General features: G+C 61.8%; 23 protein-coding genes. 8 read left to right on the top strand and 15 right to left on the bottom strand.

The genetic code is table 11. From position 1 onward, the window contains the following. The first annotated feature begins 33 nt into the window (after positions 1-33). Entirely contained in the window at positions 34-1,047 is a 1,014-nt protein-coding gene (locus KKQ10_RS00225) for an ABC transporter substrate-binding protein (RefSeq protein ID WP_215499582.1), read from the top strand. A 110-nt stretch (positions 1,048-1,157) separates the two neighbouring features. Here the strand turns inward: KKQ10_RS00225 and KKQ10_RS00230 are convergent, their stop codons facing one another. Together KKQ10_RS00230 and KKQ10_RS00235 are read right to left on the bottom strand one after the other, a co-directional pair. Further along, positions 1,158-3,290 (bottom strand): TonB-dependent receptor, encoded by a 2,133-nt coding sequence (locus KKQ10_RS00230; RefSeq protein ID WP_215499584.1) that lies wholly within the window; start codon positions 3,288-3,290, stop codon positions 1,158-1,160. Positions 3,291-3,382: 92 nt separating this feature from the next. Then, positions 3,383-3,772 carry a DUF2946 domain-containing protein gene (locus KKQ10_RS00235; protein ID WP_215499586.1) on the bottom strand — a complete coding sequence of 130 codons (390 nt, stop codon included), beginning with the start codon at positions 3,770-3,772 and terminating at the stop codon, positions 3,383-3,385. A 93-nt stretch (positions 3,773-3,865) separates the two neighbouring features. Here KKQ10_RS00235 and KKQ10_RS00240 point away from each other — a divergent pair, with 93 nt between their 5' ends. Further along, positions 3,866-4,306, top strand: coding sequence for a DUF3995 domain-containing protein (locus KKQ10_RS00240; protein ID WP_215499588.1), 441 nt, complete (start codon positions 3,866-3,868; stop codon positions 4,304-4,306). A gap of 95 nt (positions 4,307-4,401) precedes the next feature. Here KKQ10_RS00240 and KKQ10_RS00245 read toward each other — a convergent pair whose 3' ends face one another. From KKQ10_RS00245 to KKQ10_RS00275, 7 genes are all read right to left on the bottom strand, one after another. Further along, positions 4,402-4,764, bottom strand: a complete 363-nt coding sequence (locus KKQ10_RS00245; protein WP_127651466.1) for a Na+/H+ antiporter subunit G — start codon at positions 4,762-4,764, stop codon at positions 4,402-4,404. Beyond that, positions 4,761-5,039 carry a K+/H+ antiporter subunit F gene (locus KKQ10_RS00250; RefSeq protein WP_003225959.1) on the bottom strand — a complete coding sequence of 93 codons (279 nt, stop codon included), beginning with the start codon at positions 5,037-5,039 and terminating at the stop codon, positions 4,761-4,763. The genes KKQ10_RS00245 and KKQ10_RS00250 overlap by 4 nt, the downstream gene beginning before the upstream one ends. Then, positions 5,036-5,524: a Na+/H+ antiporter subunit E gene (locus tag KKQ10_RS00255; RefSeq protein ID WP_127651465.1), complete on the bottom strand. Its 489-nt coding sequence runs from the start codon at positions 5,522-5,524 to the stop codon at positions 5,036-5,038. Before KKQ10_RS00255 ends, KKQ10_RS00250 begins: the two co-directional genes overlap by 4 nt. After that, positions 5,521-7,200 (bottom strand): monovalent cation/H+ antiporter subunit D, encoded by a 1,680-nt coding sequence (locus KKQ10_RS00260; protein WP_215499590.1) that lies wholly within the window; start codon positions 7,198-7,200, stop codon positions 5,521-5,523. Before KKQ10_RS00260 ends, KKQ10_RS00255 begins: the two co-directional genes overlap by 4 nt. Then, positions 7,197-7,541 (bottom strand): Na+/H+ antiporter subunit C, encoded by a 345-nt coding sequence (locus KKQ10_RS00265; RefSeq protein ID WP_025111393.1) that lies wholly within the window; start codon positions 7,539-7,541, stop codon positions 7,197-7,199. Before KKQ10_RS00265 ends, KKQ10_RS00260 begins: the two co-directional genes overlap by 4 nt. Next, positions 7,541-10,459 (bottom strand): monovalent cation/H+ antiporter subunit A, encoded by a 2,919-nt coding sequence (locus tag KKQ10_RS00270; RefSeq protein ID WP_215499592.1) that lies wholly within the window; start codon positions 10,457-10,459, stop codon positions 7,541-7,543. The genes KKQ10_RS00265 and KKQ10_RS00270 overlap by 1 nt, the downstream gene beginning before the upstream one ends. Positions 10,460-10,676: 217 nt before the next feature. After that, positions 10,677-11,615, bottom strand: a complete 939-nt coding sequence (locus tag KKQ10_RS00275; RefSeq protein ID WP_215499593.1) for a DMT family transporter — start codon at positions 11,613-11,615, stop codon at positions 10,677-10,679. 85 nt (positions 11,616-11,700) lie between these two features. Here KKQ10_RS00275 and KKQ10_RS00280 point away from each other — a divergent pair, with 85 nt between their 5' ends. Together KKQ10_RS00280 and KKQ10_RS00285 are read left to right on the top strand one after the other, a co-directional pair. Beyond that, a complete protein-coding gene (locus KKQ10_RS00280; protein WP_215499595.1) occupies positions 11,701-12,264 on the top strand; it encodes a helix-turn-helix domain-containing protein in 564 nt (187 codons plus the stop codon). Next, the gene (locus KKQ10_RS00285) at positions 12,265-13,659 is read left to right on the top strand and encodes an FAD/NAD(P)-binding protein (protein WP_215499597.1); all 1,395 of its coding nucleotides are present in this window, start codon (positions 12,265-12,267) and stop codon (positions 13,657-13,659) included. It begins immediately after the preceding gene. A gap of 157 nt (positions 13,660-13,816) precedes the next feature. On the opposite strand, the gene KKQ10_RS00290 is transcribed toward KKQ10_RS00285, so the two are convergent. Together KKQ10_RS00290 and ppnN are read right to left on the bottom strand one after the other, a co-directional pair. Beyond that, entirely contained in the window at positions 13,817-14,551 is a 735-nt protein-coding gene (locus KKQ10_RS00290) for a substrate-binding periplasmic protein (protein WP_215499599.1), read from the bottom strand. A gap of 281 nt (positions 14,552-14,832) precedes the next feature. Further along, positions 14,833-16,206 (bottom strand): nucleotide 5'-monophosphate nucleosidase PpnN, encoded by a 1,374-nt coding sequence (gene ppnN, locus KKQ10_RS00295; protein WP_127651458.1) that lies wholly within the window; start codon positions 16,204-16,206, stop codon positions 14,833-14,835. Positions 16,207-16,429: 223 nt separating this feature from the next. On the opposite strand from ppnN, the gene KKQ10_RS00300 reads away from it, so the two are divergent. Further along, the gene (locus KKQ10_RS00300; protein WP_215499601.1) at positions 16,430-16,957 is read left to right on the top strand and encodes a DUF3087 domain-containing protein; all 528 of its coding nucleotides are present in this window, start codon (positions 16,430-16,432) and stop codon (positions 16,955-16,957) included. Here the strand turns inward: KKQ10_RS00300 and KKQ10_RS00305 are convergent. Continuing rightward, the gene (locus KKQ10_RS00305; protein ID WP_215499603.1) at positions 16,954-17,340 is read right to left on the bottom strand and encodes a DUF2784 domain-containing protein; all 387 of its coding nucleotides are present in this window, start codon (positions 17,338-17,340) and stop codon (positions 16,954-16,956) included. The two genes, KKQ10_RS00300 and KKQ10_RS00305, sit on opposite strands and share 4 nt — an antisense overlap. Before the next feature lie 152 nt (positions 17,341-17,492). Between KKQ10_RS00305 and KKQ10_RS00310 the strand changes: the two genes are divergently transcribed. From KKQ10_RS00310 to KKQ10_RS00320, 3 genes are all read left to right on the top strand, one after another. Next, positions 17,493-18,191, top strand: a complete 699-nt coding sequence (locus KKQ10_RS00310) for an AzlC family ABC transporter permease (protein WP_215499605.1) — start codon at positions 17,493-17,495, stop codon at positions 18,189-18,191. Next, the gene (locus tag KKQ10_RS00315; RefSeq protein WP_177327350.1) at positions 18,191-18,502 is read left to right on the top strand and encodes an AzlD domain-containing protein; all 312 of its coding nucleotides are present in this window, start codon (positions 18,191-18,193) and stop codon (positions 18,500-18,502) included. Before KKQ10_RS00310 ends, KKQ10_RS00315 begins: the two co-directional genes overlap by 1 nt. Before the next feature lie 66 nt (positions 18,503-18,568). Further along, positions 18,569-18,718, top strand: coding sequence for a hypothetical protein (locus tag KKQ10_RS00320; RefSeq protein ID WP_164747892.1), 150 nt, complete (start codon positions 18,569-18,571; stop codon positions 18,716-18,718). Between the two features lie 48 nt (positions 18,719-18,766). On the opposite strand, the gene KKQ10_RS00325 is transcribed toward KKQ10_RS00320, so the two are convergent. From KKQ10_RS00325 to KKQ10_RS00335, 3 genes are all read right to left on the bottom strand, one after another. Continuing rightward, positions 18,767-19,039 carry a hypothetical protein gene (locus KKQ10_RS00325; RefSeq protein WP_215499607.1) on the bottom strand — a complete coding sequence of 91 codons (273 nt, stop codon included), beginning with the start codon at positions 19,037-19,039 and terminating at the stop codon, positions 18,767-18,769. Positions 19,040-19,359: 320 nt separating this feature from the next. After that, the gene (locus tag KKQ10_RS00330) at positions 19,360-20,040 is read right to left on the bottom strand and encodes an SOS response-associated peptidase family protein (protein WP_215499609.1); all 681 of its coding nucleotides are present in this window, start codon (positions 20,038-20,040) and stop codon (positions 19,360-19,362) included. A 48-nt stretch (positions 20,041-20,088) separates the two neighbouring features. Next, positions 20,089-20,931 (bottom strand): ABC transporter permease, encoded by an 843-nt coding sequence (locus tag KKQ10_RS00335; protein WP_215499611.1) that lies wholly within the window; start codon positions 20,929-20,931, stop codon positions 20,089-20,091. Between the last annotated feature and the right edge of the window lie 53 nt (positions 20,932-20,984).

Raw genomic sequence — 20,984 nt, forward strand, 5'->3', positions numbered from 1 at the left:
GCTATTGCTGTGAACAGCACGAGGTGCAAAAGCATGAAAGGATTTCGACGGTTACTGGCCGCCAGCGTGGTCACGTTCGGTGTGCTGACGTCCGCGCAATCGATAGCGGCAGCGCAGGCGCCCATCCATTTTGCCGACCTGAACTGGGAAAGCGGCAGCCTGATCACCGATGTCCTGCGGATCATCGTCGAGAAGGGTTACGGGCTGCCGACCGATACGCTGCCCGGCACCACCATCACGCTTGAGACCGCGCTGGCCAACAATGACATTCAGGTCATTGGCGAGGAGTGGGCCGGGCGCAGTCCGGTGTGGGTCAAGGCCGAGGCGGAGGGCAAGGTCGCCAGTCTCGGTGATACGGTCAAGGGCGCCACTGAAGGCTGGTGGGTGCCGGAATACGTGATCAAGGGCGACCCGGCCAAGGGCATCAAGCCGCTGGCGCCGGATCTGCGCAGTGTCAGTGATCTGAAGAAATACAAGGATGTGTTCAAGGACCCGGAGAACCCGAGCAAGGGCCGGTTCCTCAACAGCCCGATCGGCTGGACCTCGGAAGTGGTCAATAAACAGAAGCTGACCGCGTACGGCCTGCAGGACGACTACACCAACTTCCGCAGTGGTTCCGGTGCGGCGCTGGACGCCGAGATCAGTTCTTCGATTCGTCGGGGCAAACCGGTGCTGTTCTATTACTGGTCGCCGACGCCGCTGCTGGGCAAATTCAAACTGGTACAGCTCGAAGAGCCGCCGTTTGATGCCGAGGCGTGGAAGACCCTGACCGATGCCGACAATCCCAATCCGAAACCGACCCGTTCGCTGGCATCGAAGCTGTCGATCGGGGTGTCTACGCCGTTCCAGAAGCAGTATCCGCAGATTGCCGAATTCTTCAGCAAAGTGGATTTCCCGATTGCGTTGTTGAACAAGGCACTGGCCGAGATGAGCGAGAAACACACCGCGCCGCGGGAAGCCGCGGAGGCGTTCATGAAGGCGCATCCGCAGGTGTGGCAGGCGTGGGTGCCGAAGGATGTGGCGGACAAGGTATCCGCCAGTTTGTGACACTGCTCTTGTAGGAGTTGCCGCAGGCTGCGATCTTTTGACTTTGGCCTTTGAAAATCAGATCAAAAGATCGCAGCCTTCGGCAGCTCCTGCAGGGCATCGGGTTAGGGTCAGAACTTCGTCTGCACCGCCAATTCAAAGGTACGCGGCGTGCCCAGGTAGTAAGCCGGTGACACATGCGCAAACTCGGCATACACCTCATTGGTCAGGTTGCGCACCCGGCCAGTGACGGTGGTGTGCGAGTCGACCTTGTAACTGAGGAAGCTGCCGAACAACGTGTACGACGGCACGGTCATGGTGTTCGCCGTGTCCGCATACACCGACGCCACGTACCGCGCATCGACCCCACCTTGCCATTGCGGCGAAAAATCATAAGTCAGCCACAGGTTGCCCACCCGGTCCGGGACGTTGGTCGGTGTGTTGCCCTTGCGCGATACCACCACGCCGGCAGCATTCTTCTCGGTGAAGTCGTCGTACTGCGCATCGACCCAGGCGAAGTTGCCTTCGGCCAACAACTGGTCAGTGATTCGCAGGGAGCTGGCGATCTCGATGCCCTTAGAGGTTTGCTGGCCCACCGGAATGCTGCTGGTCGGGTCCAGCGGATCAGTCACGGCGAAGTCCTTGCGTTCGATGGTGTAGGCAGCCACCGTCGCCGAGCCGCGGCCGTTGAGGTAGTCGAATTTACTGCCGATCTCCCATTGTTTACCGGTCGACACGTCGAAGTCCTGAGTGCTGTTCGGTTGTTCGGCGGCGGTGCTGTATTGCACGTAGACGTTGGCCGAAGGGATGAACTGATAGGTCAGGCCGGCGCGTCCGGTGACGGGTTCCCAGCTGCGCTTGAGGTGTTTGAGGTTGGACGCCGTCACCGTGCGGTGGTTGGTCACGTCGAGGTCGATGTCGTCGTAACGCAGGCCGGTCAGCAGTGCCAGTTTGTCGGTCAGGGCCAGGCGGTTTTCAACGAACAGCGCCTTGGTCGTGACTTCGTTGGTCTTGTCGCTGATCAGCGCCGGGTGGGTGCCGGGGATGTCGTAGAAATGCCCCGGCCGATAGTTGTTCGGATCGACCGTGCTCGCACCTTTGATGTTCAGCGGCGAGTTGGTGGTCTGGTTGACCTTGTATTCGAAGCCACCGGACCAGGTGGTGTCGAGGCCGAGCAGGGTGTTGTCGTGACGCAGTTCGAACTGGTTGCCGTTCTGCTCGCCCTGATGTCGTACCTGATACGCGGTGGAGCGGTTCACCGCCGTGTTGTCGGCGTTGTACTGATAGGTTTCGAGGTTGCGGTAATCGCGATGGCTGTCGAGGTGATACAGCGTGTTGCGCAGGGTGGTGCTGTCGTTGATCCGGTAGTCGATGATCGAGCGTACCCAGATCGTGCGCTGTTCATAGCGACCGTCCTCGACGTTGTAGTTGTTGAAGCGGTTGTGTTTGTCGATCTTCAACTCGCCGGCCTTGGGGTTGAGCACCGGGGTACCCCAGTACGGGCTGTCTTCGTGTTCGTCCTGATATTCCAGAGCCAGGGTGTGCGACAAGTCCGGCGTAAGGTCGCTGAGCAACGAGAACGCCACACTCCAGGCATCGCGTTCCTGACGGTCGATGTAGCCGTTGCTGGTGTTGTGGCTGACGTCCAGGCGCGCGTAGTGCTGCAAATCGGCGCTCGGGTCGGTGAGTGCGTGGTTGAGGCCGAACGCGGTTTCGGTGGTGTCGTAGCTGCCGTAGCTGACGCGACCTTCGACGGCTTGCTCGTCGCGGGTCGCCAGTTTGGTCACGTAGTTCAGCGAGCCGCCCACCGAGCCTGCGCCGTTGATCAGCGACGACGGGCCGCCCACCAGTTCGACTCGATCATAGATCCAGGCATCCACCGGCCGGGCGAGGCCGCCGGAGACGTTGATGCCGTTGAACATTTGGGTGATCTGGCTGCTGGTGAAGCCGCGATAGGAGACGAATCCGCCAAAGCCTGGCGGTGCGCTGGCATTGACCCCGGGCAGGCTGTTGGCAGCGTCCTGGAAGTTCTGCGCGCCGTGGCGTTCGATGTCGTTGCGGTTGGCGATGGCCACCGAGGCTGGCGTATCGCGTACGCTGAGGCCGAGGCGCGAGGCCATGCCGCTGGATTGATCGAGGCTCAATCCCGGCTCGGCGCCGGATTCGCCGTCGATGGTGATCGGCGCCAGATCCACGGTGGATTGCGCCCAGGCGTTAAGGGACAGGCAGCCGCAAAGGCTCGCCAGCAGAGGAATATGTTTCATCGTTGAATCCTGAATGCTTGTCTAGGAATCAGCGCACAGGCGAACGCCGCGCGTTGGCGCAGTGGGCTGAACAATCAAAAGGGCAAAGACACTCAGGCGAGCGGTGGGGCGCGAGGATTGGCCGAAGGCCAGGTGAAGCGGGCAGGGAGGTTGGCGCTGACGCCGGGCGCCAGCGGCGGGCTGTGTTGTTCCGGCAGGATCGCCAGGGTCAGGCTGGAGTTGAACGCCGGGCCCATGCCGCCGCCGACCGAGCACAGCGGACAGCCGAACGCCTTGGACAGGGTCGGCAGTTTTTCTTCGGTGGGATTGTTGGTCAGCGGCGCTTGAGTGGCCGGATCGACCGTACAGAACTGGCCGCCGATGCCGTTGAGTTGCATCCCGACCATTTGCCCGTGACCGATGCTGCAGGCGAACACGTTGAACAGGACGCAGCAATAAAGCATCCAGGCCAGCAGTGAACGATCGGAACGGGTGAATTTCATGGGGCGGCACTTTACCGTACCGCTGATCGGTCGTGCACTTCAAAAAAAGCCGACTAGGATGATTTGTTCAAATCCCCTGAAAGGATTTCAACCATGACCTTTGTGATGGCTCAATGGCTGGTGACGATTTTTGCAGTGATCGCCCTGGTGCATGTGTATTGGGCGCTGGGTGGACAATGGGCGGCGGTCGCGGCGGTGCCGCAAGTGCCGGTGCAAGGCTTGGTGGTGACGGTGCGACCGGCGTTCAAACCGTCAGGCTGGATCACCTTGCTGGTGGCAGCTGCGTTGTTGATGATTGCCGGGTTGGTGTGCATGCGGGTCGGCTGGGGAATGGCGGCGGTGCATCACCCAGCGTTGCAATGGGTGATCAGCGCGATTGCGCTGTTGATGTTTGCCCGGGCGATCGGCGATTCGAATCTGGTGGGTTTTTTCAAGGAGGTGAAGGATTCACGGTTTGCGCGGCTGGATACCTGGGTGTATTCGCCGTTGTGTCTGGTGTTGGGGGCGGGGTTGTTGGCGGTGGCCTGGGTCTAGAAAAGCAAGATCAAAAGATCGCAGCCTTCGGCAGCTCCTACAGGGGTTCGCATTCCAATGTAGGAGCTGCCGAAGGCTGCGATCTTTTAAAGGGGTCAGCGACCGCTCTCGGTCCTGCGACTGCTCACCTCGGCCGGCACATCATCCCCGGCCATGCGCTTGCGGAACAACGCCGCCCGCGCCAGCAGCAGGGTGGTCACCGGCACGGTAATCGCCAGCAGAATCGGGATCAGCCAGGCGTGCAGCACCGGCCCCGATTTCAACGCCGAGAAACAGATGATCGACGCCAGCGCCACGCACCACGCACCCAGCGTCGAAGCCAGTGCTGGCGGGTGCATGCGCTGGAAGTAGTCCTTCATGCTCAGCAATCCGGTCGCGCCGATCAGGGCGAATACGCCGCTGAGCACCAGCAGGATCGCCACCGGAATCTCGACCCACAGCGACAATTCAGCATTCATTCGATCACCTCGCCACGCAGCAGGAATTTCGCCAGGGCAAACGAGCCGACGAAGCCGAACAGCGCGATCAGCAGCGCCGCCTCGAAATAGGTGTCACTGGAATAACGGATGCCCAGGGTCAGCATCATCAGCATGGCGACGATGTACAGGTAGTCCAGAGCGAGAACCCGATCCTGCGCCGACGGCCCCTTGAACAGGCGGATCAGGGTCAGGACCATCGCCAGCGAGAACAGGAACAGCGTCAGCAGAATTGCGTTCGACAGCAGCGGGCTCATTCGAAAATCTCCATCAACGGCTGCTCATAGGCAGTCTTGAAGTGGTGGATGAAGTGCGCCTCGTCATCCAGATCCCAAACGTGCAGCAGCAGGATGCTGCGATCCAGCGCCAGCTCCGACCACACGGTGCCGGGCACCACAGTGCAGATCATCGCCAGTGCGGCCAGACCGTTGGCGTCGCGCAGGTCCAGCGGCACTTTGACGAAGCGCGAACGCGGTGTCCGGCGACCGGCGTTGAGTACGCCCCAGGCGACGATCAGATTGGACATCACCACGTCACGCCCCACCAACAGGAACAGGCGCAGGATCGTCAGCGGCCGGCGAATGCGCACCTGTTTCGGACGCAGCTTGCGCATCATCAACGGTGCGGCAAACCCCAGTATTGCGCCGAGCAACAGGTTGCCCGGGCTGACTGACAGGTTCAGCGTCAACCACAGCACCCACAACGCCAGTGACAGCAACGGAGCCGGAAACACGCGCTTCATGGCTGTACCTCCAGCATCGCGGCTTTGGCTTCCGGGCTTGGCACGGCGCGGGTGCCGAGCACGGCCATCACGTATTGCTGCGGATTATTCAGTGCTTCAGCGGTGGCCTGGGTGTAACGCAGCAGCGGCTCGGCCTTGAAGGTCAGGGCGATGCTCAGCCCCAGCAGCAGGAAGATCGGCACGCATTCGAGTTTGCGCAGCAGGGGTGAAGGCCGCTCCTCCGGCGTCCAGAAGCGCTGGATACCCATACGCGCAAAAGCCATCAGCGAGGCCAGCCCCGACAAGATCAGCAGCGCCAGCAACGCCCATGAAGCGTTGGAAACCGGCGCATCGGTGCCCAGCCCCAGTGGGTTGAGCAGGGCGCCGATCAGGCTGAGCTTGCCGATAAACCCGGACAGCGGCGGCATGCCGATGATCAGCAGTGCACAGGCGATAAAGCTCAGGCCGAGAAACGCCATGGTCCACGGAATGACCTGACCGACCACGGCTTTCTGTTCGTCGTCGAGGTTGATGCCTTTGGGCGGTTGCAGGGATTCCTGCGGGCGCGGCAACAATTCGCTTTCGTCTTCCAGCGGAATCTCGTTGGCCGAACGCGAGCGCTCGATCAATTCCGCCAGCAGGAACAGCGCGCTCAGCGCCATCGTCGAGCTGACCAGATAGAACAGCGCCGCGCCGATCAGGTTCGGCTGGGCGAAACCCACCGCCGACAGCAGAATCCCCGCCGACACCAGAATGCTCAGGCTGGCCATGCGCTCCAGACGTTGTGCGGCGAGAATCGCCAGCGCTGCGCAGGCCATGGTCGCCATGCCGCCGTAGATCAGCCAGTCGCCACCGAAGAATGCCGAAGCGCCCGCCTGGCCGGAGAACAGCAGTGTCCACAGACGCAGCAGGGTGTAGACGCCAACCTTGGTCATGATCGCGAACATCGCCGCCACCGGTGCGCTGGCTGACGAATAGGCCGGCACCAGCCAGAAGTTCAGCGGCCACATGCCGGCCTTGGCCAGGAACGCCACCGCGAGAATCCCCGCGCCGGCGTGCAGCAAGCCACGGTCGGCTTCCGGCACCAGCGGAATCTTCAGCGCCAGATCGGCCATGTTCAGGGTGCCGGTGACGCCGTAGATCAGCGCCGCGCCGATCAGGAACAGCGACGAGGCCAGCAGGTTGATCGAGATGTAATGCAGCCCCGACGAGACCCGCGCCCGACCCGAACCGTGCAGCAACAGGCCATAGGAGGCGGCCAACAGCACTTCGAAGAATACGAACAGGTTGAACAGGTCGGCGGTGAGGAACGCGCCGTACAGGCCCATCAACTGGATCTGGAACAGCGCGTGGAAGCTCGACCCCGCGCCGTCCCAGCGCGCCATGGCGAAGAGCAGGGCGCTGACACCAATGATGCCGGTCAGCACCAGCATCAATGCCGACAGACGATCGACCACCAGCACGATGCCGAACGGCGCCTGCCAGTTGCCCGGCAGGTACACGCCGATGGAACCGGGCACGCCAGTGGTTTGCGTCCACTGCAGCAGCATCACCGAAATGAACAGGCCGACGAGGCTGGAGAACAGATTGATTTTCGCCTTCAGCGGCCGGTGCTTCTCGCCGAGCATCAACATGATGGCGGCGGTCAGCAGCGGCAGCAGGATCGGTGCGGCGATCAGGTGCGTCATCGCCATCATTCCTTGGGCTCCCGGCCGTCGACGTGGTCGGTGCCGGTCAGGCCCCGCGACGCGAGCAGCACCACCAGAAACAGCGCGGTCATGGCAAAGCTGATGACGATGGCGGTCAGCACCAGCGCCTGTGGCAGCGGATCGGTGTAGTGCAGCAGATCCTGGACCACGCCGTCCTTGATCACCGGCTCCTTGCCGATGAACAGGCTGCCCATGCTGAAGATGAACAGGTTGACCGCGTAGGACAGCAGGCACAGGCCCATGACTACCTGGAATGTCCGTGGCCGCAGCACCAGCCAGACACCGGACGCGGCGAGTACGCCGATGGCGATTGCGATGACTTCTTCCATCAGACGGCTCCTTTGCTGGCGACGGACTTGGGCAGCGACGCGGTCTTGTGACCACGCACCGATTGGTGGGCGAGGGCGGTCAGGATCAGCAACGTCGAGCCGACCACCACGGCGTACACGCCGATATCGAAGAACAACGCACTGGCGATATGGATGTCGCCCAGTAGCGGCAACTCGAAATGCCAGGTGTGAGTAGTGAGGAACGGATAACCGACCGCCATCGCGCCGAGGCCGGTAGCCGTGGCGAACAGCAGACCGGTGCCCATCCAGCGCAGTGGTCGCAGGCTCATTTGCGCTTCGACCCACTGCGTCCCGGCAACCATGTATTGCAGGATGAACGCCACCGACATCACCAGACCGGCGACAAAACCGCCACCCGGCTGGTTATGGCCGCGCATGAACAGGTAGAACGACACCACCAGCGCAATCGGCAGCAGCAGGCGCACCAGCACTGCCGGCACCATCATGAAACCGAGCGCGGTGTCGCTGGCGGTACGCGGGTTGACCAGATCGGTGACCACGTCCGGCGCGAGCAGGCGTTGCTGGGCCGGCAGTTGCAGGCTTTCTTTCGGCGGGCGGAAGCGTCGCAGCAGGGCGAACACGGTCAGGGCCACGGCCACCAGCACGGTGATTTCACCGAGGGTGTCGAAACCCCGGAAGTCCACCAGCATCACGTTGACCACGTTGCTGCCACCGCCCTCGGGCATGGCGCGGCTGAGGTAGAACGACGAGATGTCGTTGGGCGTCTGGCGGGTCAGCATCGCGTAGGACAGCAGCGCCATGCCGGCGCCGACGGCAATCGACAGCAGCAAGTCGCGCAGACGGCGGATGCGCGCCTTGCGCAGGCTGCTCGGCAGTGGCGAGACTTCTTCGATGCGTCGTGGCAGCCAGCGCAGACCGAGCAGGATCAGCACCGTGGTCACCACTTCGACCGCCAGTTGCGTCAGGGCCAGATCCGGCGCCGAGAACCAGACGAAGGTCACGCAGGTCATCAGGCCGCAGACGCTGACCATGGTCAGGGCGGCGAGACGGTGATACTTGGCCTGCCACGCGGCGCCGAGGGCGCAGGCCATTGCCAGCAGCCATAGGGTAACGAACACGATGGAGCCCGGAATCTTCGGCCGGTCGCCCCAGCTCAGGCTGCTGTGCAGCATCGGGATCAGGCCGGCGAAAACCGCCGCCAATACCATCAGGAACAGTTGCATCTGCAGGCGTCGGGTGCCGAGTCGGCGTTCTACCCGGCGGGCCAGGCGCATCATCATCACCAGACTGCGTTCGAACAGACGCTTGCCGTTGAAACGACCCACCAGCGGCGGGTATTTGAAACGTCCACGCTTGAGCTGATTGCGCAGCAGCAGGTAGACCACGATGCCGCCGGACATGGCGATCAGGCTCATGATCATCGGTGCATTGAGGCCGTGCCAGATCGCCAGGCTGTACTCCGGCAGCGTGCCGCCCACCACCGGCAGCGCGGCGGCCGCAAGCAGCGGGCCGACCACTTGCGCCGGGAAGATCCCGACGACCAGGCAGGTGAACACCAGCAGCTCCACCGGCGCGCGCATCCAGCGCGGCGGCTCGTGCGGGGTGTGCGGCAGATCGGTGGCCGTCGGGCCGAAGAACACATCGACGGTGAAGCGCAGCGAGTAGGCGACGCTGAAGGTCCCTGCGATGGTCGCGACAATCGGCAGCGCCGCTTCGACCCACGCCGTGGCGTTGATGAACACGGTTTCGGCGAAGAACATTTCTTTCGACAGGAAACCGTTGAGCAACGGCACGCCGGCCATCGACGCACTGGCCACCATCGCCAGCGTCGCGGTAAACGGAATCAGTTTGATCAGGCCGCTGAGCTTGCGGATATCGCGGGTGCCGCTCTCGTGGTCGATGATGCCGGCGGCCATGAACAGCGAAGCCTTGAAGGTCGCGTGGTTGAGGATGTGGAACACCGCCGCGACTGCCGCCAGCGGACTGTTCAGGCCCAGCAGCAGGGTGATCAGGCCCAGATGGCTGATGGTCGAGTAGGCCAGCAGGCCCTTGAGGTCGTTCTGGAACATCGCGCAATACGCGCCAAGCAACAACGTACACGCGCCGGCGCCGCTGACGATGTAGAACCATTCTTCACTGCCGGACAGCGACGGCCACAGACGTGCCAACAGAAAGACCCCGGCCTTGACCATGGTCGCCGAGTGCAGGTAAGCCGAAACCGGGGTGGGCGCCGCCATGGCGTGCGGTAGCCAGAAGTGGAAGGGGAACTGGGCGCTTTTGCTGAGGGCGCCGATGAGGATGAGGGGAAGCAGAATAGGGTAGAGGGCATGTGCGCGAATCTGATCGCCGGCGGCCAGGACCTTGTCCAGGTCATAGCTGCCGACGACATGGCCGAGGATCATGACCCCCGCCAGCAGGCACAATCCACCGGCCCCGGTGACCATCAGCGCCATGTAGGCGCCACGCCGGGCATCGGCGCGGTGGTGCCAATAGCCGATCAACAGGAACGAGAAGAGACTGGTCAGCTCCCAGAAGAACACGATCTGGATCAGGTTGCCGGAGATCACCAGGCCGAGCATCGCGCCCATGAACGCCAGGAAAAAGGCGAAGAAACGCGGCACCGGGTCGTCCGGCGACATGTAGTAACGGGCATATAAAGAAACCAGGGTGCCGATGCCGAGGACCAGCATCGAGAACAGCCAGGCGAAACCGTCCATGCGCAGGACGAAGTTCAACCCCAGGCTGGGCAGCCACATGAATTCTTCGCGGATCACCCCGCCATGGGCGATTTGCGGATACAACAGCGCGACCTGCACGGTGCCGATCAGAGCGACCAGACCTGCCAACAGGGATTCGGTATTACGCGCGTTGTGTGGCAGCACCGCTGCCAGACAGCTGCCAATGAATGGCAGAAGCAGTAGAACTATCAGGGACATAGGCTTCTAATCTGCGGAAGTTTGTGAAGCATCATACGTGCCAGTTCCCCGATCACCAAACGCCAGGATGTCTCAGAATCCTACAAAGTAGTCTGGATATTTCTGTTTGGCTCTGTTTCCAAAGCGAAAAGATCGCAGCCTTCGGCAGCTCCTACAGGAAAACGCATTTCACAATGTAGGAGCTGCCGAAGGCTGCGATCTTTTGATCTTAAAGGTCTCAGCGCTCAGTCTCGCGCTCGAAATCCTCCAACGCTTCCTCCGAAGCCTTACCCTTGGTCTTCAACTCGCTGACAATCACCGCCGCCACAATCAATCCCGCGCCAACCAGGGCAATCGCCGGCAACCGCTCCCCGGCAATACGCCCGACAATCCCGGCCCACACCGGCTCGCCGGCATAGATCAAGGTCGCCCGGGTCGGCGAAACACTCTTCTGCGCCCAGTTCATCGCGACCTGAATCGCCGCACTCGCCGCGCCCAGGCCCAGCGCCGTCACCAGCAATGTCCAGGAAAAGCCCGGAATCGCTTCGCCGGTCGGGACCACCAGCAGGAACGACAACACCGACGTCACCGCCAGTTGCACCACGGTCACCCGGCGCACGTCGACCTGGCCGGCATAGGTGCTGATCAGAATGATCTCGGCGGCAATCGCGATGGCACTGATCAGCGTGGCAATTTCACCGGGACTGAAATTCAGCGAAGCCCCGGACGGCCCCGACAACAGCATCAAACCGGTAAACGCCAGCATGATGCCGATGCTTGGCATCAACCCCGGGCGCCGGCCCAGCACCAGCCATTGCAGCAACGGCACAAAGGGCACGTACAGCGCGGTGATGAAGGCCGACTGACTGCTCGGGATCGTTTGCAGGCCAACCGTCTGCAAGCCGTAACCGAGCATGATCGCCACGCCGATGAAGGCCCCGGCCTTGAGTTCGAACAGCGTCAGTTCGCGCAAGTGACGCCACGAAAACAGCGCGACGATGCAGGCCGCCGCGGCAAAGCGCAGGCCGACGAAGAACATCGGGCCGCTGACGGTCATGGCGTGTTGCACCAGCAGGAACGTTCCGCCCCAGACCATGGTGATCAGTACCAGCACGCACTCGGCCTTGCTGAAGCGGGAGAAGCGAAGAGGCGTAGAGGAACCGTTTGCTGACGTCATGAACTTGCGCACTATAAAAGGCAGGACGCACAATGCGTCCAACGTTGCGCAGTATACTGCCCAGCCCCACCGAGTGAGCAATATAGTGCACAAAGATTCCAGCCAGCGGGCGTCCGTCCTGCAACACGTCAGCCAGAACGTTCGGCGCCTGCGCCACGCTGCCGACATGAGCCAGACCGCGCTGGCCGAAAAGTCCGGCGTCAGTCGGCGCATGCTGGTGGCGATCGAGGCCGGGGAAAAGAATGTCAGCCTGACCACCCTCGATCGCGTCGCCGAAGCCCTCGACGTGGCCTTCAGTGATCTGATTCAGGCGCCCGACGCCCGCGACCCGAGCCGCATCAACGAAGTGGCGTGGGCCGGCGCCATTCCCGGCAGCAAAGCGGTGCTGCTGTCCAAAGCCACGGCCACCCGCGAGGTCGAACAGTGGGAATGGTGTCTGCAACCGGGCGAGGTTTATCCGTCGCAACCGGATGCCGATGGCTGGAGCGAGCAGATTTACGTGTTCGAGGGCTGCTTGACCCTGATGCTCGGTGAGCAACGGCAGCAGATCGCCACCGGCGAGTTTTTCATGTTTGCCAGCAACCAGCCGCACGGCTATCGCAATGATGGCGAAGTGGCGACGCGGTTTGTGCGCAATGTGGTGATTTGAATGAGTCAGAGCGCAGACATCCTGATCATCGGCGGTGGCCTCAGCGGCACGATGCTGGCCGTGCAATTGTTGCGACTGCCCGGGCAGCGCAAGCTCCTGATCATCGAACCGCGCGCCGAACTCGGCCGCGGCGAGGCCTACAGCGCGGTCGAACTGGGCCATACGCTCAACGGCAATGCGGCGCGCATGAGTGTCGACCCGGACAACCCCGATGATCTGACTCAATGGCTGACCGCGCACATTGCCGCCGGTGGCTGGCCGGAATCTGCCGAGCAGGATGTGCCGGTCAGTGAGCTGTTCCCGCCGCGCGGGCTGTTTGGCGTGTATGTGCAACAGCGTCTGGCGGAGGCGCGGATCATCGGTGCGCGGCACGGTTCGACGGTCGAGCACGTGTGTGCCGAGGTCGTCGATCTGCAAGCCGCGGCCGATTCGGTGCAACTGACCTTGAATGATGGTCGGCGCATAAGCGCTGCCTATGCCGTGCTCGCCACCGGCATGTTCCCTGCCGCACGCACGCCGCAGAAAGACTCCAGTGGCCTCAATGCCGCTGCGCTTGATCCTTGGGATGTCGCGGCCATGCGCCAGCTGGATCCGCGATCAACCGTGCTGATCATCGGCTCCGGGTTGACCATGGTCGATGCGGTGGTCTCACTGGAACAGGCCGGGCATCGCGGGCCGATCGAAGTGTTTTCCCGTCACGGCCTGTTGCCGCATGTGCGGCGGCAACCGCCGGCCTGGGTAGATTTTCTCGCTGACGACCCAAGTATTCACACGCCCCGCCAATTGCTGCGTGAATTGCGCAAGCATTGCCGTGACGCCATCGCCCAGGGCATCGACTGGCAGGCGCCGCTGGACACGGTGCGGGCACATATCGGACGGCTCTGGAGTCAGGCGACTGATGTGCAGCGGCGACAATTCGTACGCCATGTGCGGCCGTGGTGGGAGAGTCATCATCACCGCTCGCCACCGTTGAGTGCGGCGTTGGTTGAGCGCTTGCACAGCGAGGGACGATTGCGGATACAGGCGGCGTCGTTCAAGGGGCTTGAACCTGCGACGGGCGATGGCGTGAGTATTCGAATTCGCCGCCGTGGTGAAGCCCAGACCTGTGTGGTGCAGGGGGCGGCGCTGATCAATTCCAGTGGCATCGAGTACGACTGGCGCCGCGTCGCACGACCGCTGCCGCAGCAGTTGCTGGCGCGCGGACTGGTAAGGCCGGGGCCCTTGGCGCTGGGGATTGCGGCGACGGTGGACGGAGCGGTGCTGGACGCGCAAGGGCAGGCCGGCAGCCGATTGTTCGCCATGGGGCCACCGCTTCGCGGAATGTGGTGGGAGAGCACGGCGGTGACGGATGTGGCGTTGCAGGCCAAGGCGTTGGCGGCGCGGTTGGTGGGTTGAGGGCCGTTGCGTCCTCCATTGACCGGATATTTCGACAGACACAGCACCTTGTAGGAGTGAGCCTGCTCGCGATGGCGTCGGCACATTCAACATTGGTGCGTTTGATCCACCGCCATCGCGAGCAGGCTCACTCCTACAGTTGAACGGTGCAGTTCAGTTATCTGGGCAAGTTATTCATCAGCCAGCGCTGGCGGATCTGCTCCAGGCGGCCATCGGTGCGCAAGGTTTCCAGTGCCTGTTGCCAGCGTGCGACCTGCTGTGGATCGGTCTGCAGCGAGAAGGCAATGTAAGTGTCCTGATGCATCAGCGAGATCTGATATTGCAAGCGCCCTGGTTCCATGCCCTGGGTGCGGGCGAGTGCGGAGGTGGACAGGGTGTCGGAGACCACGAAGTCGGTCCGGCCCAGGCTGAACAGACGCATCATCTGTTCAGGGGTTTCGACGCCGTCGAGGTTCTTCAGGTTTTGCTGTTGCAGGTAGCTGTAGATCAGCCATTTGCGCGGCACGCTGATGCGCCCCGCCTGATCGGCCTCCTGCAGTGAGCGTACCGGCGGTTGGCTGTAGGCGTGACCGTAGAGGGCGGTTTCGACTTCGATCAGCGGCCCGACCCATTGGTAGCGCTCATCGCGCTCGTCGGTCCGCAGGACGGTGAATACCCCGGTGTTCGGGGTTTCGCTGGCGGTGCGCAGGGCGCGCAGTAACGGCACTTGTTGCAGGCTGATCCGGTCGCCGGTCTGTTCGGCCAGCGCGCGCACCACCTCCACGCCGTAACCCACCAGTTGATCGCCTTGCTGAAAATGCAGGGGGGGGTGGTTGTCGGTGAGCAGTTGCAGGTCTGCCGCATTGGCCGCCAGGGCCAGGCACGACAGCAGGCACGCGGCAATCCGTTTCATGAATCGTCCCTGAAAAAGCAAACGCGTAGCTTAGTACGCACGAGGTGTGGCTGTCCCGGGGAATCTGGGGGGCTTATGTGTCAGATAACAAGGCTGATCGGTAATGCCGGGTTCCTGCAAAACAACGGTGGAACGGAGCTTGCTCCTGAATGCGGTGGGTCATTCAAAGATGAGGCTGGCAGACCTGCCGCTTTCGCGAGCAAGCCCGCTCCCACAGGGAATGCAGGTGTTTGCGCAATGGTGGGCATCACACAAAACAACTGTGGGAGGGGGCTGAAAAATCAGGCCACCACGCGATAGCACGGCACATACGCCGCGCCGCCCGGCAGTTTCATCCGGTGTTGGGCGACGAAGGCTTTGAGCAGCGCATCGAGCGGTTGCATGATCACCGCGTCACCGCGGATCTGATACGGCCCGTGTTCTTCGATCAGGCGGATGCCCTTGTCCTTGACGTTGCCGGCCACGATTCCGGAGAACGCGCGGCGCAGATTGGCTGCCAGTTCGTGGGCTGGCTGGTCGCGGTGCAGCTTGAGATTGGCCATGTTCTCGTGGGTCGGATCGAACGGACGCTGGAAGCTTTCGTCGATCTTCAGCAGCCAGTTGAAGTGGAACGCGTCGTTGCGCTCGCGACGGAACTGCTTCACCGCCTTGAGGCCGGCGGTCATCTGCCGGGCGACTTCGGCCGGGTCGTCGATGATGATCTGATAGTGCTGCTTCGCAGCATCGCCGAGGGTGGCGGTGACGAACGCATCGAGTTGTTCCAGATACGGCGCGGCATGTTTCGGCCCGGTCAGGATCACCGGGAACGGCAGGCCTTCGTTGTCCGGGTGCATCAGGATGCCCAGCAGGTACAGGAACTCTTCGGCGGTACCGGCGCCGCCCGGGAAGATGATGATGCCGTGGCCGACACGCACGAACGCTTCCAGACGCTTCTCGATGTCCGGCAGGATCACCAGCTCATTGACGATCGGGTTCGGCGCTTCGGCGGCGATGATGCCCGGCTCGGTCAGACCCAGGTAGCGCCCGCCGTGAATGCGTTGTTTGGCGTGGGCGATGGTCGCGCCCTTCATCGGGCCTTTCATCACGCCGGGACCGCAACCGGTGCAGATGTCGAGGCTGCGCAGGCCCAGTTCGTGGCCGACCTTTTTGGTGTATTTGTATTCTTCGGTGTTGATCGAGTGACCGCCCCAGCACACGACGATTTTCGGCTCCACGCCCGGACGCAGGGTGCGCGCGTTGCGCAGCAGGTGGAACACGTAGTCGCTGATGCCTTGCGAAGTGCTGAGGTCGATGCGTTGGCTGTCGAGTTCGTTTTCGGTGTAGACGATGTCGCGCAGGGCGCTGAACAGCATCTCGCGGGTACTGGCGATCATTTCACCGTCGACGAAGGCGTCGGCCGGGGCGTTCAGCAGTTCGAGGCGCACGCCGCGATCCTGCTGGTGAATACGGATTTCGAAGTCCTTGTAGGCTTCCAGAATGGTTTTCGCGTTGTCGACATGGGCGCCGGTATTGAGGATGGCCAGGGCGCACTGGCGGAAGAGGGTGTAGGTGCTGCCGGATCCGGCTTCGCTCAGTTGCTGGACTTCACGTTGAGAAAGGGTTTCCAGGCTGCCTTTCGGGCTGACCGAGGCGTTGATTACGTGTCGTTGGGTCATGCAATGATCCTTAAAACGATGTCATTCCAATAGCTGGCAAATGGCATCCGAATAGTGTGTATCCATGAATGAAGATGGCACGATCTGCGCTATACCGCCATGTCCCCGTTGGACGCTGAAAAGATGAAAAGGGCTCCCAGCATAGCTAAATCGCGGAGAGAGGCGATAATGCGCAGCGAGTTTTTTCCGTTGCCCTTTTTATCGCTCAAGGAAGTCACGCCCGATGTTCGAGATTCAGCCGATGGACGCAGCAACGTTTCGCCAGCAGACCCGCCGCAGCACGCTGATCATTGCCGTGCTGTTCCTGGTGCTGGCGATGGTGTTTTCCACGGCAGCGGTCGCGCTGTTCGGCGAACCCGGTGGCGATAATCTGCGCTTCAACGTCGGCGGGGTATTCGTGGCGTTTCTGCTGACGGCGGCGCTGATGCGCGGGCAGTTCTGGCATCAGGCGTGGATGGCACCGGCGGTCTATAGCTGGCGGCTCAAGCGCAGCCTGATGAGCGTGACCAACGTGATGCATCAGGTGACAGCGGCGGTGGAGCAGAGCGATCCGACGGCGATGAAAGTGCTGCGTTTCTATCATCTGGGGCTGACCCAGATGCATGAACTCGATGGCAACTCCAGTGATCATGCGCAATTGCACCGGGAAGTCGAAGCGCACAAGGAACGGATGCAGGCGCTGGGTCTGGATATCGACCAGAAGCGCCTGGACCCGGCCTGGTTGCAAGCCTTGAAACCGGCTGCGCGTTAAAACGGGATGCGGCTGGCGCGGCGCAGTTTCCACGAGCGGATCAGGCGCCCATAGACCAGCAGGTTGATCACCAGCACCACGCTGCCCAGTGCCAGCTGGATCTGCGGCGTCAGTCCGGCGGGGTAGATGATCGGCCAGATGTAGTGCTCGATGAAGCCGCCGGCGTATTCGGTCTGCCCGGCGGCGTGGCGCATCAGGTTTTCCCAGTAGGTCAGCGGACAGGTCAGGTGCAACACCTCGACCGCCACGCCCCACGCGGCGGCCGGCAAATGCAGCCACAGCACGCGCGGCCACTTGAGCACCAGCAGCCCGCCGAACAGCACGAACAGAATGAATGACAAATGAAACAGCACCAGCCCGTCGGCTGCGATTCGGTACAGCATGTCGTCTCCCTGACGCGATTGTGAAGGGCTCCATGGTACGCCGACAGCGGCGCCAGGGCGCTGCGATTTAGTGCAAGTGCGCAAGATTGTTCAAGCCGCGAACGGGCATTTACTGGCAGAGTCTGCGACCGTTTCCTCGGTTGAAGAGCGTTATGTCTGACTCACTTATGCCGCGCAGTGCGTTTCTTCGCGGCGCTACGGCCATCATGCCGTTATCGCTGGCGACGGCGCCGTGGGGGCTGCTGGCCGGCTCCATGGCGATCGAAGCCAATCTCACGCCGCTGCAGGGGCAAGGCTTGTCGAGCATCGTGTTCGCGGGGGCTGCGCAACTGGTGGCGATCGGCATGCTCAAGGGCGGTGCCGGGGTTTTCTCGATTCTGCTGACCACGTTGCTGCTGACCTCGCAGCACTTGCTGTACGGGATGAGCATGCGTTCGGTGATTTCGCCGTTGCCCGGGCGCTGGCGCATCGGTCTGGGTTTTCTGCTCACCGATGAACTCTTCGCCCTGACCAGCCAGCATGACCGTCAGCAGTTCAATCGCTGGTACGCATTGGGTGTCGGCCTGACGTTCTACATCGCCTGGAACCTCTTCACTCTGGCCGGCATTGTATTGGGCAGCAGCATTCCGGGGCTTGAGCATCTGGGCCTGGACTTCTCGATTGCCGCGACGTTTATCGCGCTGATCACACCGGTGGTGCGCAACGTGCCGACTGTGGTGTGTGTGGCGGTGTCGTTGTTCTGCTCGGTGCTGTTCAGCTATTGGCAGTGGGGCTCGGCACTGGTGCTGTCGGGGCTGGCCGGAATGACCGCAGGCTTTGTCTGCAACAAGCTGTATCGGGAGCGCACATGATGATCTGGGCAGTGATTTTTGGCATGGGGATTCTGGTGTTCCTCAACCGTTACGTGTTTCTCGAACCGCGTCTGCCGGTGCGTTTGAGCAGCAATGCACGGCAGTTTCTCGGGTTTGCCGTGCCGGGGATGTTGACGGCGATCTGCGGGCCCATCGTGTTCATGCCCGATAAGCAATTGAATCTGCAATGGGATAATCCGTATCTGCTTAGTTCGCTGGTGGCGATCGGGCTGGTGCTGTACACCCGCAATACTTTGCTCAGCATGCTATTGAGCATGGCGTTTTTCTTTTTGCTGCGCTGGTGGTTGTAAGTTGCAGCGGTGAAATTGTTCTACGCTTTAAGGATTCAGGTTTCTTGTTATGCAGGCGAGGTGGACATGACGACCGAGCAAGAGCGTCCGGACGAAGATGAAGACGAAGACACCGATGAGCCGACTGAAGAAGAGATCGAGCGTGAGAAGCGCAAGGAACAGACGTGGAAACACGACGATGACAAGGAGCTCACCGGGCCCGATGTGAAGTTCTGAAGCCCACTTGCAAAAAAGCCCCGCGATTGCGGGGCTTTTTCGTTGTTTTCAGAGGTCTTCCAGCTTCGGGAAGTCCGGGTGTGATGCCCGGTAGCCCAAGGTCCTGTCGATCCACGCGTTGAGTTCGTTGACCATCACCGGCGGGTGGCCGGGATAGTTTTCGAGGGTGGTGCGCAGGACGCGTTCGATGTCCGGCACTGAACGCAGGTTTCGGGTCTTGATGTAGTGGCCGATAAAACAGTCGAGTTGAAAGCGTTCTGTCATCGACAGATAGATACACTCCAGGCCGTTGGCCTGTTTGATTGCAAAATCGTCGCGCAACTTAGTTCTCTGCAAGGCTTGTAAAGTTGTAGGGGATTCCTGGTTTGTTGACTCTTTGGTCAACGGTATGCCAACTGGAAATGCGGCGCGCATGCTATCCGTAGTGCATCTAAATGTATGTATGACGGTTGAAATGTCAGACAGGCGGTTAGTTCGCTCAAACGACTGTTTTTTCAGGCTGTTTCAACAATGAAACAGCTTCTGTAAAGATCTTGCGTCACCTGTAGGAGCTGCCGAAGGCTGCGATCTTTCCCGTTCAAAAGCAAAGATCGCAGCCTTCGGCAGCTCCTACAGGTGGAACGCTTGAGGGCGGGGGATTTTTAGGTGATTGCCTCAATCAGGCTAGCGTCTTGGTTGCGTGAATTGCCAACGGCCTTGTCGACCTTGTGCCAGGCGAAGGCATCGCTGGTTTCCCCTTCGAACAGCAGCATCTGCTCCGCACGCTCCGGCGGTGTGGCACTGTCGAGCCATTCGCGCGCCAACTCTGCTGCAAAAACCACCGGTCGCCGATCATGGATGTCGAGCAAGCCACCGACGCTGTTGGCGGTGATAATCACGAAACCATCGTCCTCCCGAATCTGCGTGCCGGGTGTCGGAAACTGGCCGATGGCTGCGCAGAAAACCGGCTCGTGATCGGCACGACGGATCAGCCACGGCTGTCGGGTGTTATCCGCGGCATCGACCCATTCGAACCAGTTGTTGATCGGCACGATCAGCCGATGGCGCCAGATGGCCCGGAAGAACGGACCATGGGCGACTTTCTCCACACGGGCGTTGATCGGTGCGGCGCGGTCCTTGGCCCAGTGCGGGCGCCAGCCCCAGCGCAGGTTGTCGGCGTAGAGCTGTTGATCGTGCTGATGCAGGACGGCGAGTGCAGTGGTCGGCGCGGCGTTGTAGCGGGCCAGCGGCGCGTCGCCGACGTGATTGATCAGCGCATCGGGAATGCTCAGCACCGCGACGAAGTCGTGAATGCCACGGTACTGCGAAAGTCTTCCGCACATGAGCCGAATCTCCGGTTGGACGCTTTCAGCTTAGTTGGCGGTGCCCAATCAGCCCTTCGCCTCCTGACCGGTGAACGTGTCGCGCCAGGCCAGCCAGCGGCGTTCCAGCACCGTGAGCACACCGTCGCTGAGTTTGCCGAGCAAGGCGAGCACGATGATTGCCGCCAGCACGATGTCTGGCCGTGAGGTTTCGCGACCGTCGCTGAGCAGATAGCCCAGGCCCTTGGTGGCGGCGATCAGCTCGGCGGCCACCAGAAACATCCACGCCAGGCTCATGCCGCTGCGCAGCCCGGTGAACAGGCCGGGCAGGGCGGCGGGCAAGAGAATCCGTCGCACCAGTTGCCAGCGGCTGAAGCCATAAATGTGCCCGACCTCCACCAGTTTGCGATCGATGTTGCGAATCGCCGCGACCACGTTGACGTACACCGGAAAGAACGCGCCGATGGCGATCAACACGATTTTCGACGTTTCATCGATGCCCAGCCACAGCAGCAACAACGGCACCCAGGCCAGGCTCGGAATGGAGCGCAGGGCGGCGAACGTCGGTTCCAGATACGCCTCGGCTTCGCGGCTCAGGCCGACCCAGGCGGCAAACATCAGGGCCAGGCTGGCGCCAATCGCAAACCCGAGCAACACGCGGATCAGGCTGGCGCCGATGTGTTTCCACAAGGCGCCTTCGGCGAGGTCGGTGAGGGTCAGGGCGATTTCACTGGGGGCCGGCATTTGGTACGCCGGCAGCCAGCCGATACGCACAATGAACTCGAGGGCGACCACGATCAGCAGCGGCAGAGCCAGGCCTTTCAGGCGCCGCTGCCACGCTGGGTTGAGGGGAGAAGGGCGCGGCCTCGACAAGCTGCGAGGTGCGGGCAGTTCGTTACTGCGAGTGGTCATACGCGGGCTCCGCTCACCGCGAGTCCGCGTCTGGCGCGGGTTCGCGGTGAGTC

Source organism: Pseudomonas sp. MG-9 (assembly GCF_018729515.1).
Taxonomy (GTDB): domain Bacteria; phylum Pseudomonadota; class Gammaproteobacteria; order Pseudomonadales; family Pseudomonadaceae; genus Aquipseudomonas; species Aquipseudomonas serboccidentalis.

What these genes read in the sequence shown, in the direction of transcription:
- KKQ10_RS00225 (WP_215499582.1), top strand. Translation starts at nt 34, where the DNA reads ATGAAAGGATTTCGACGGTTACTGGCCGCCAGCGTGGTCACGTTCGGT.
- KKQ10_RS00230 (WP_215499584.1), bottom strand. Translation starts at nt 3,290, where the DNA reads ATGAAACATATTCCTCTGCTGGCGAGCCTTTGCGGCTGCCTGTCCCTT.
- KKQ10_RS00235 (WP_215499586.1), bottom strand. Translation starts at nt 3,772, where the DNA reads ATGAAATTCACCCGTTCCGATCGTTCACTGCTGGCCTGGATGCTTTAT.
- KKQ10_RS00240 (WP_215499588.1), top strand. Translation starts at nt 3,866, where the DNA reads ATGACCTTTGTGATGGCTCAATGGCTGGTGACGATTTTTGCAGTGATC.
- KKQ10_RS00245 (WP_127651466.1), bottom strand. Translation starts at nt 4,764, where the DNA reads ATGAATGCTGAATTGTCGCTGTGGGTCGAGATTCCGGTGGCGATCCTG.
- KKQ10_RS00250 (WP_003225959.1), bottom strand. Translation starts at nt 5,039, where the DNA reads ATGAGCCCGCTGCTGTCGAACGCAATTCTGCTGACGCTGTTCCTGTTC.
- KKQ10_RS00255 (WP_127651465.1), bottom strand. Translation starts at nt 5,524, where the DNA reads ATGAAGCGCGTGTTTCCGGCTCCGTTGCTGTCACTGGCGTTGTGGGTG.
- KKQ10_RS00260 (WP_215499590.1), bottom strand. Translation starts at nt 7,200, where the DNA reads ATGATGGCGATGACGCACCTGATCGCCGCACCGATCCTGCTGCCGCTG.
- KKQ10_RS00265 (WP_025111393.1), bottom strand. Translation starts at nt 7,541, where the DNA reads ATGGAAGAAGTCATCGCAATCGCCATCGGCGTACTCGCCGCGTCCGGT.
- KKQ10_RS00270 (WP_215499592.1), bottom strand. Translation starts at nt 10,459, where the DNA reads ATGTCCCTGATAGTTCTACTGCTTCTGCCATTCATTGGCAGCTGTCTG.
- KKQ10_RS00275 (WP_215499593.1), bottom strand. Translation starts at nt 11,615, where the DNA reads ATGACGTCAGCAAACGGTTCCTCTACGCCTCTTCGCTTCTCCCGCTTC.
- KKQ10_RS00285 (WP_215499597.1), top strand. Translation starts at nt 12,265, where the DNA reads ATGAGTCAGAGCGCAGACATCCTGATCATCGGCGGTGGCCTCAGCGGC.
- KKQ10_RS00290 (WP_215499599.1), bottom strand. Translation starts at nt 14,551, where the DNA reads ATGAAACGGATTGCCGCGTGCCTGCTGTCGTGCCTGGCCCTGGCGGCC.
- ppnN (WP_127651458.1), bottom strand. Translation starts at nt 16,206, where the DNA reads ATGACCCAACGACACGTAATCAACGCCTCGGTCAGCCCGAAAGGCAGC.
- KKQ10_RS00300 (WP_215499601.1), top strand. Translation starts at nt 16,430, where the DNA reads ATGTTCGAGATTCAGCCGATGGACGCAGCAACGTTTCGCCAGCAGACC.
- KKQ10_RS00305 (WP_215499603.1), bottom strand. Translation starts at nt 17,340, where the DNA reads ATGCTGTACCGAATCGCAGCCGACGGGCTGGTGCTGTTTCATTTGTCA.
- KKQ10_RS00310 (WP_215499605.1), top strand. Translation starts at nt 17,493, where the DNA reads ATGTCTGACTCACTTATGCCGCGCAGTGCGTTTCTTCGCGGCGCTACG.
- KKQ10_RS00315 (WP_177327350.1), top strand. Translation starts at nt 18,191, where the DNA reads ATGATCTGGGCAGTGATTTTTGGCATGGGGATTCTGGTGTTCCTCAAC.
- KKQ10_RS00320 (WP_164747892.1), top strand. Translation starts at nt 18,569, where the DNA reads ATGACGACCGAGCAAGAGCGTCCGGACGAAGATGAAGACGAAGACACC.
- KKQ10_RS00330 (WP_215499609.1), bottom strand. Translation starts at nt 20,040, where the DNA reads ATGTGCGGAAGACTTTCGCAGTACCGTGGCATTCACGACTTCGTCGCG.
- KKQ10_RS00335 (WP_215499611.1), bottom strand. Translation starts at nt 20,931, where the DNA reads ATGACCACTCGCAGTAACGAACTGCCCGCACCTCGCAGCTTGTCGAGG.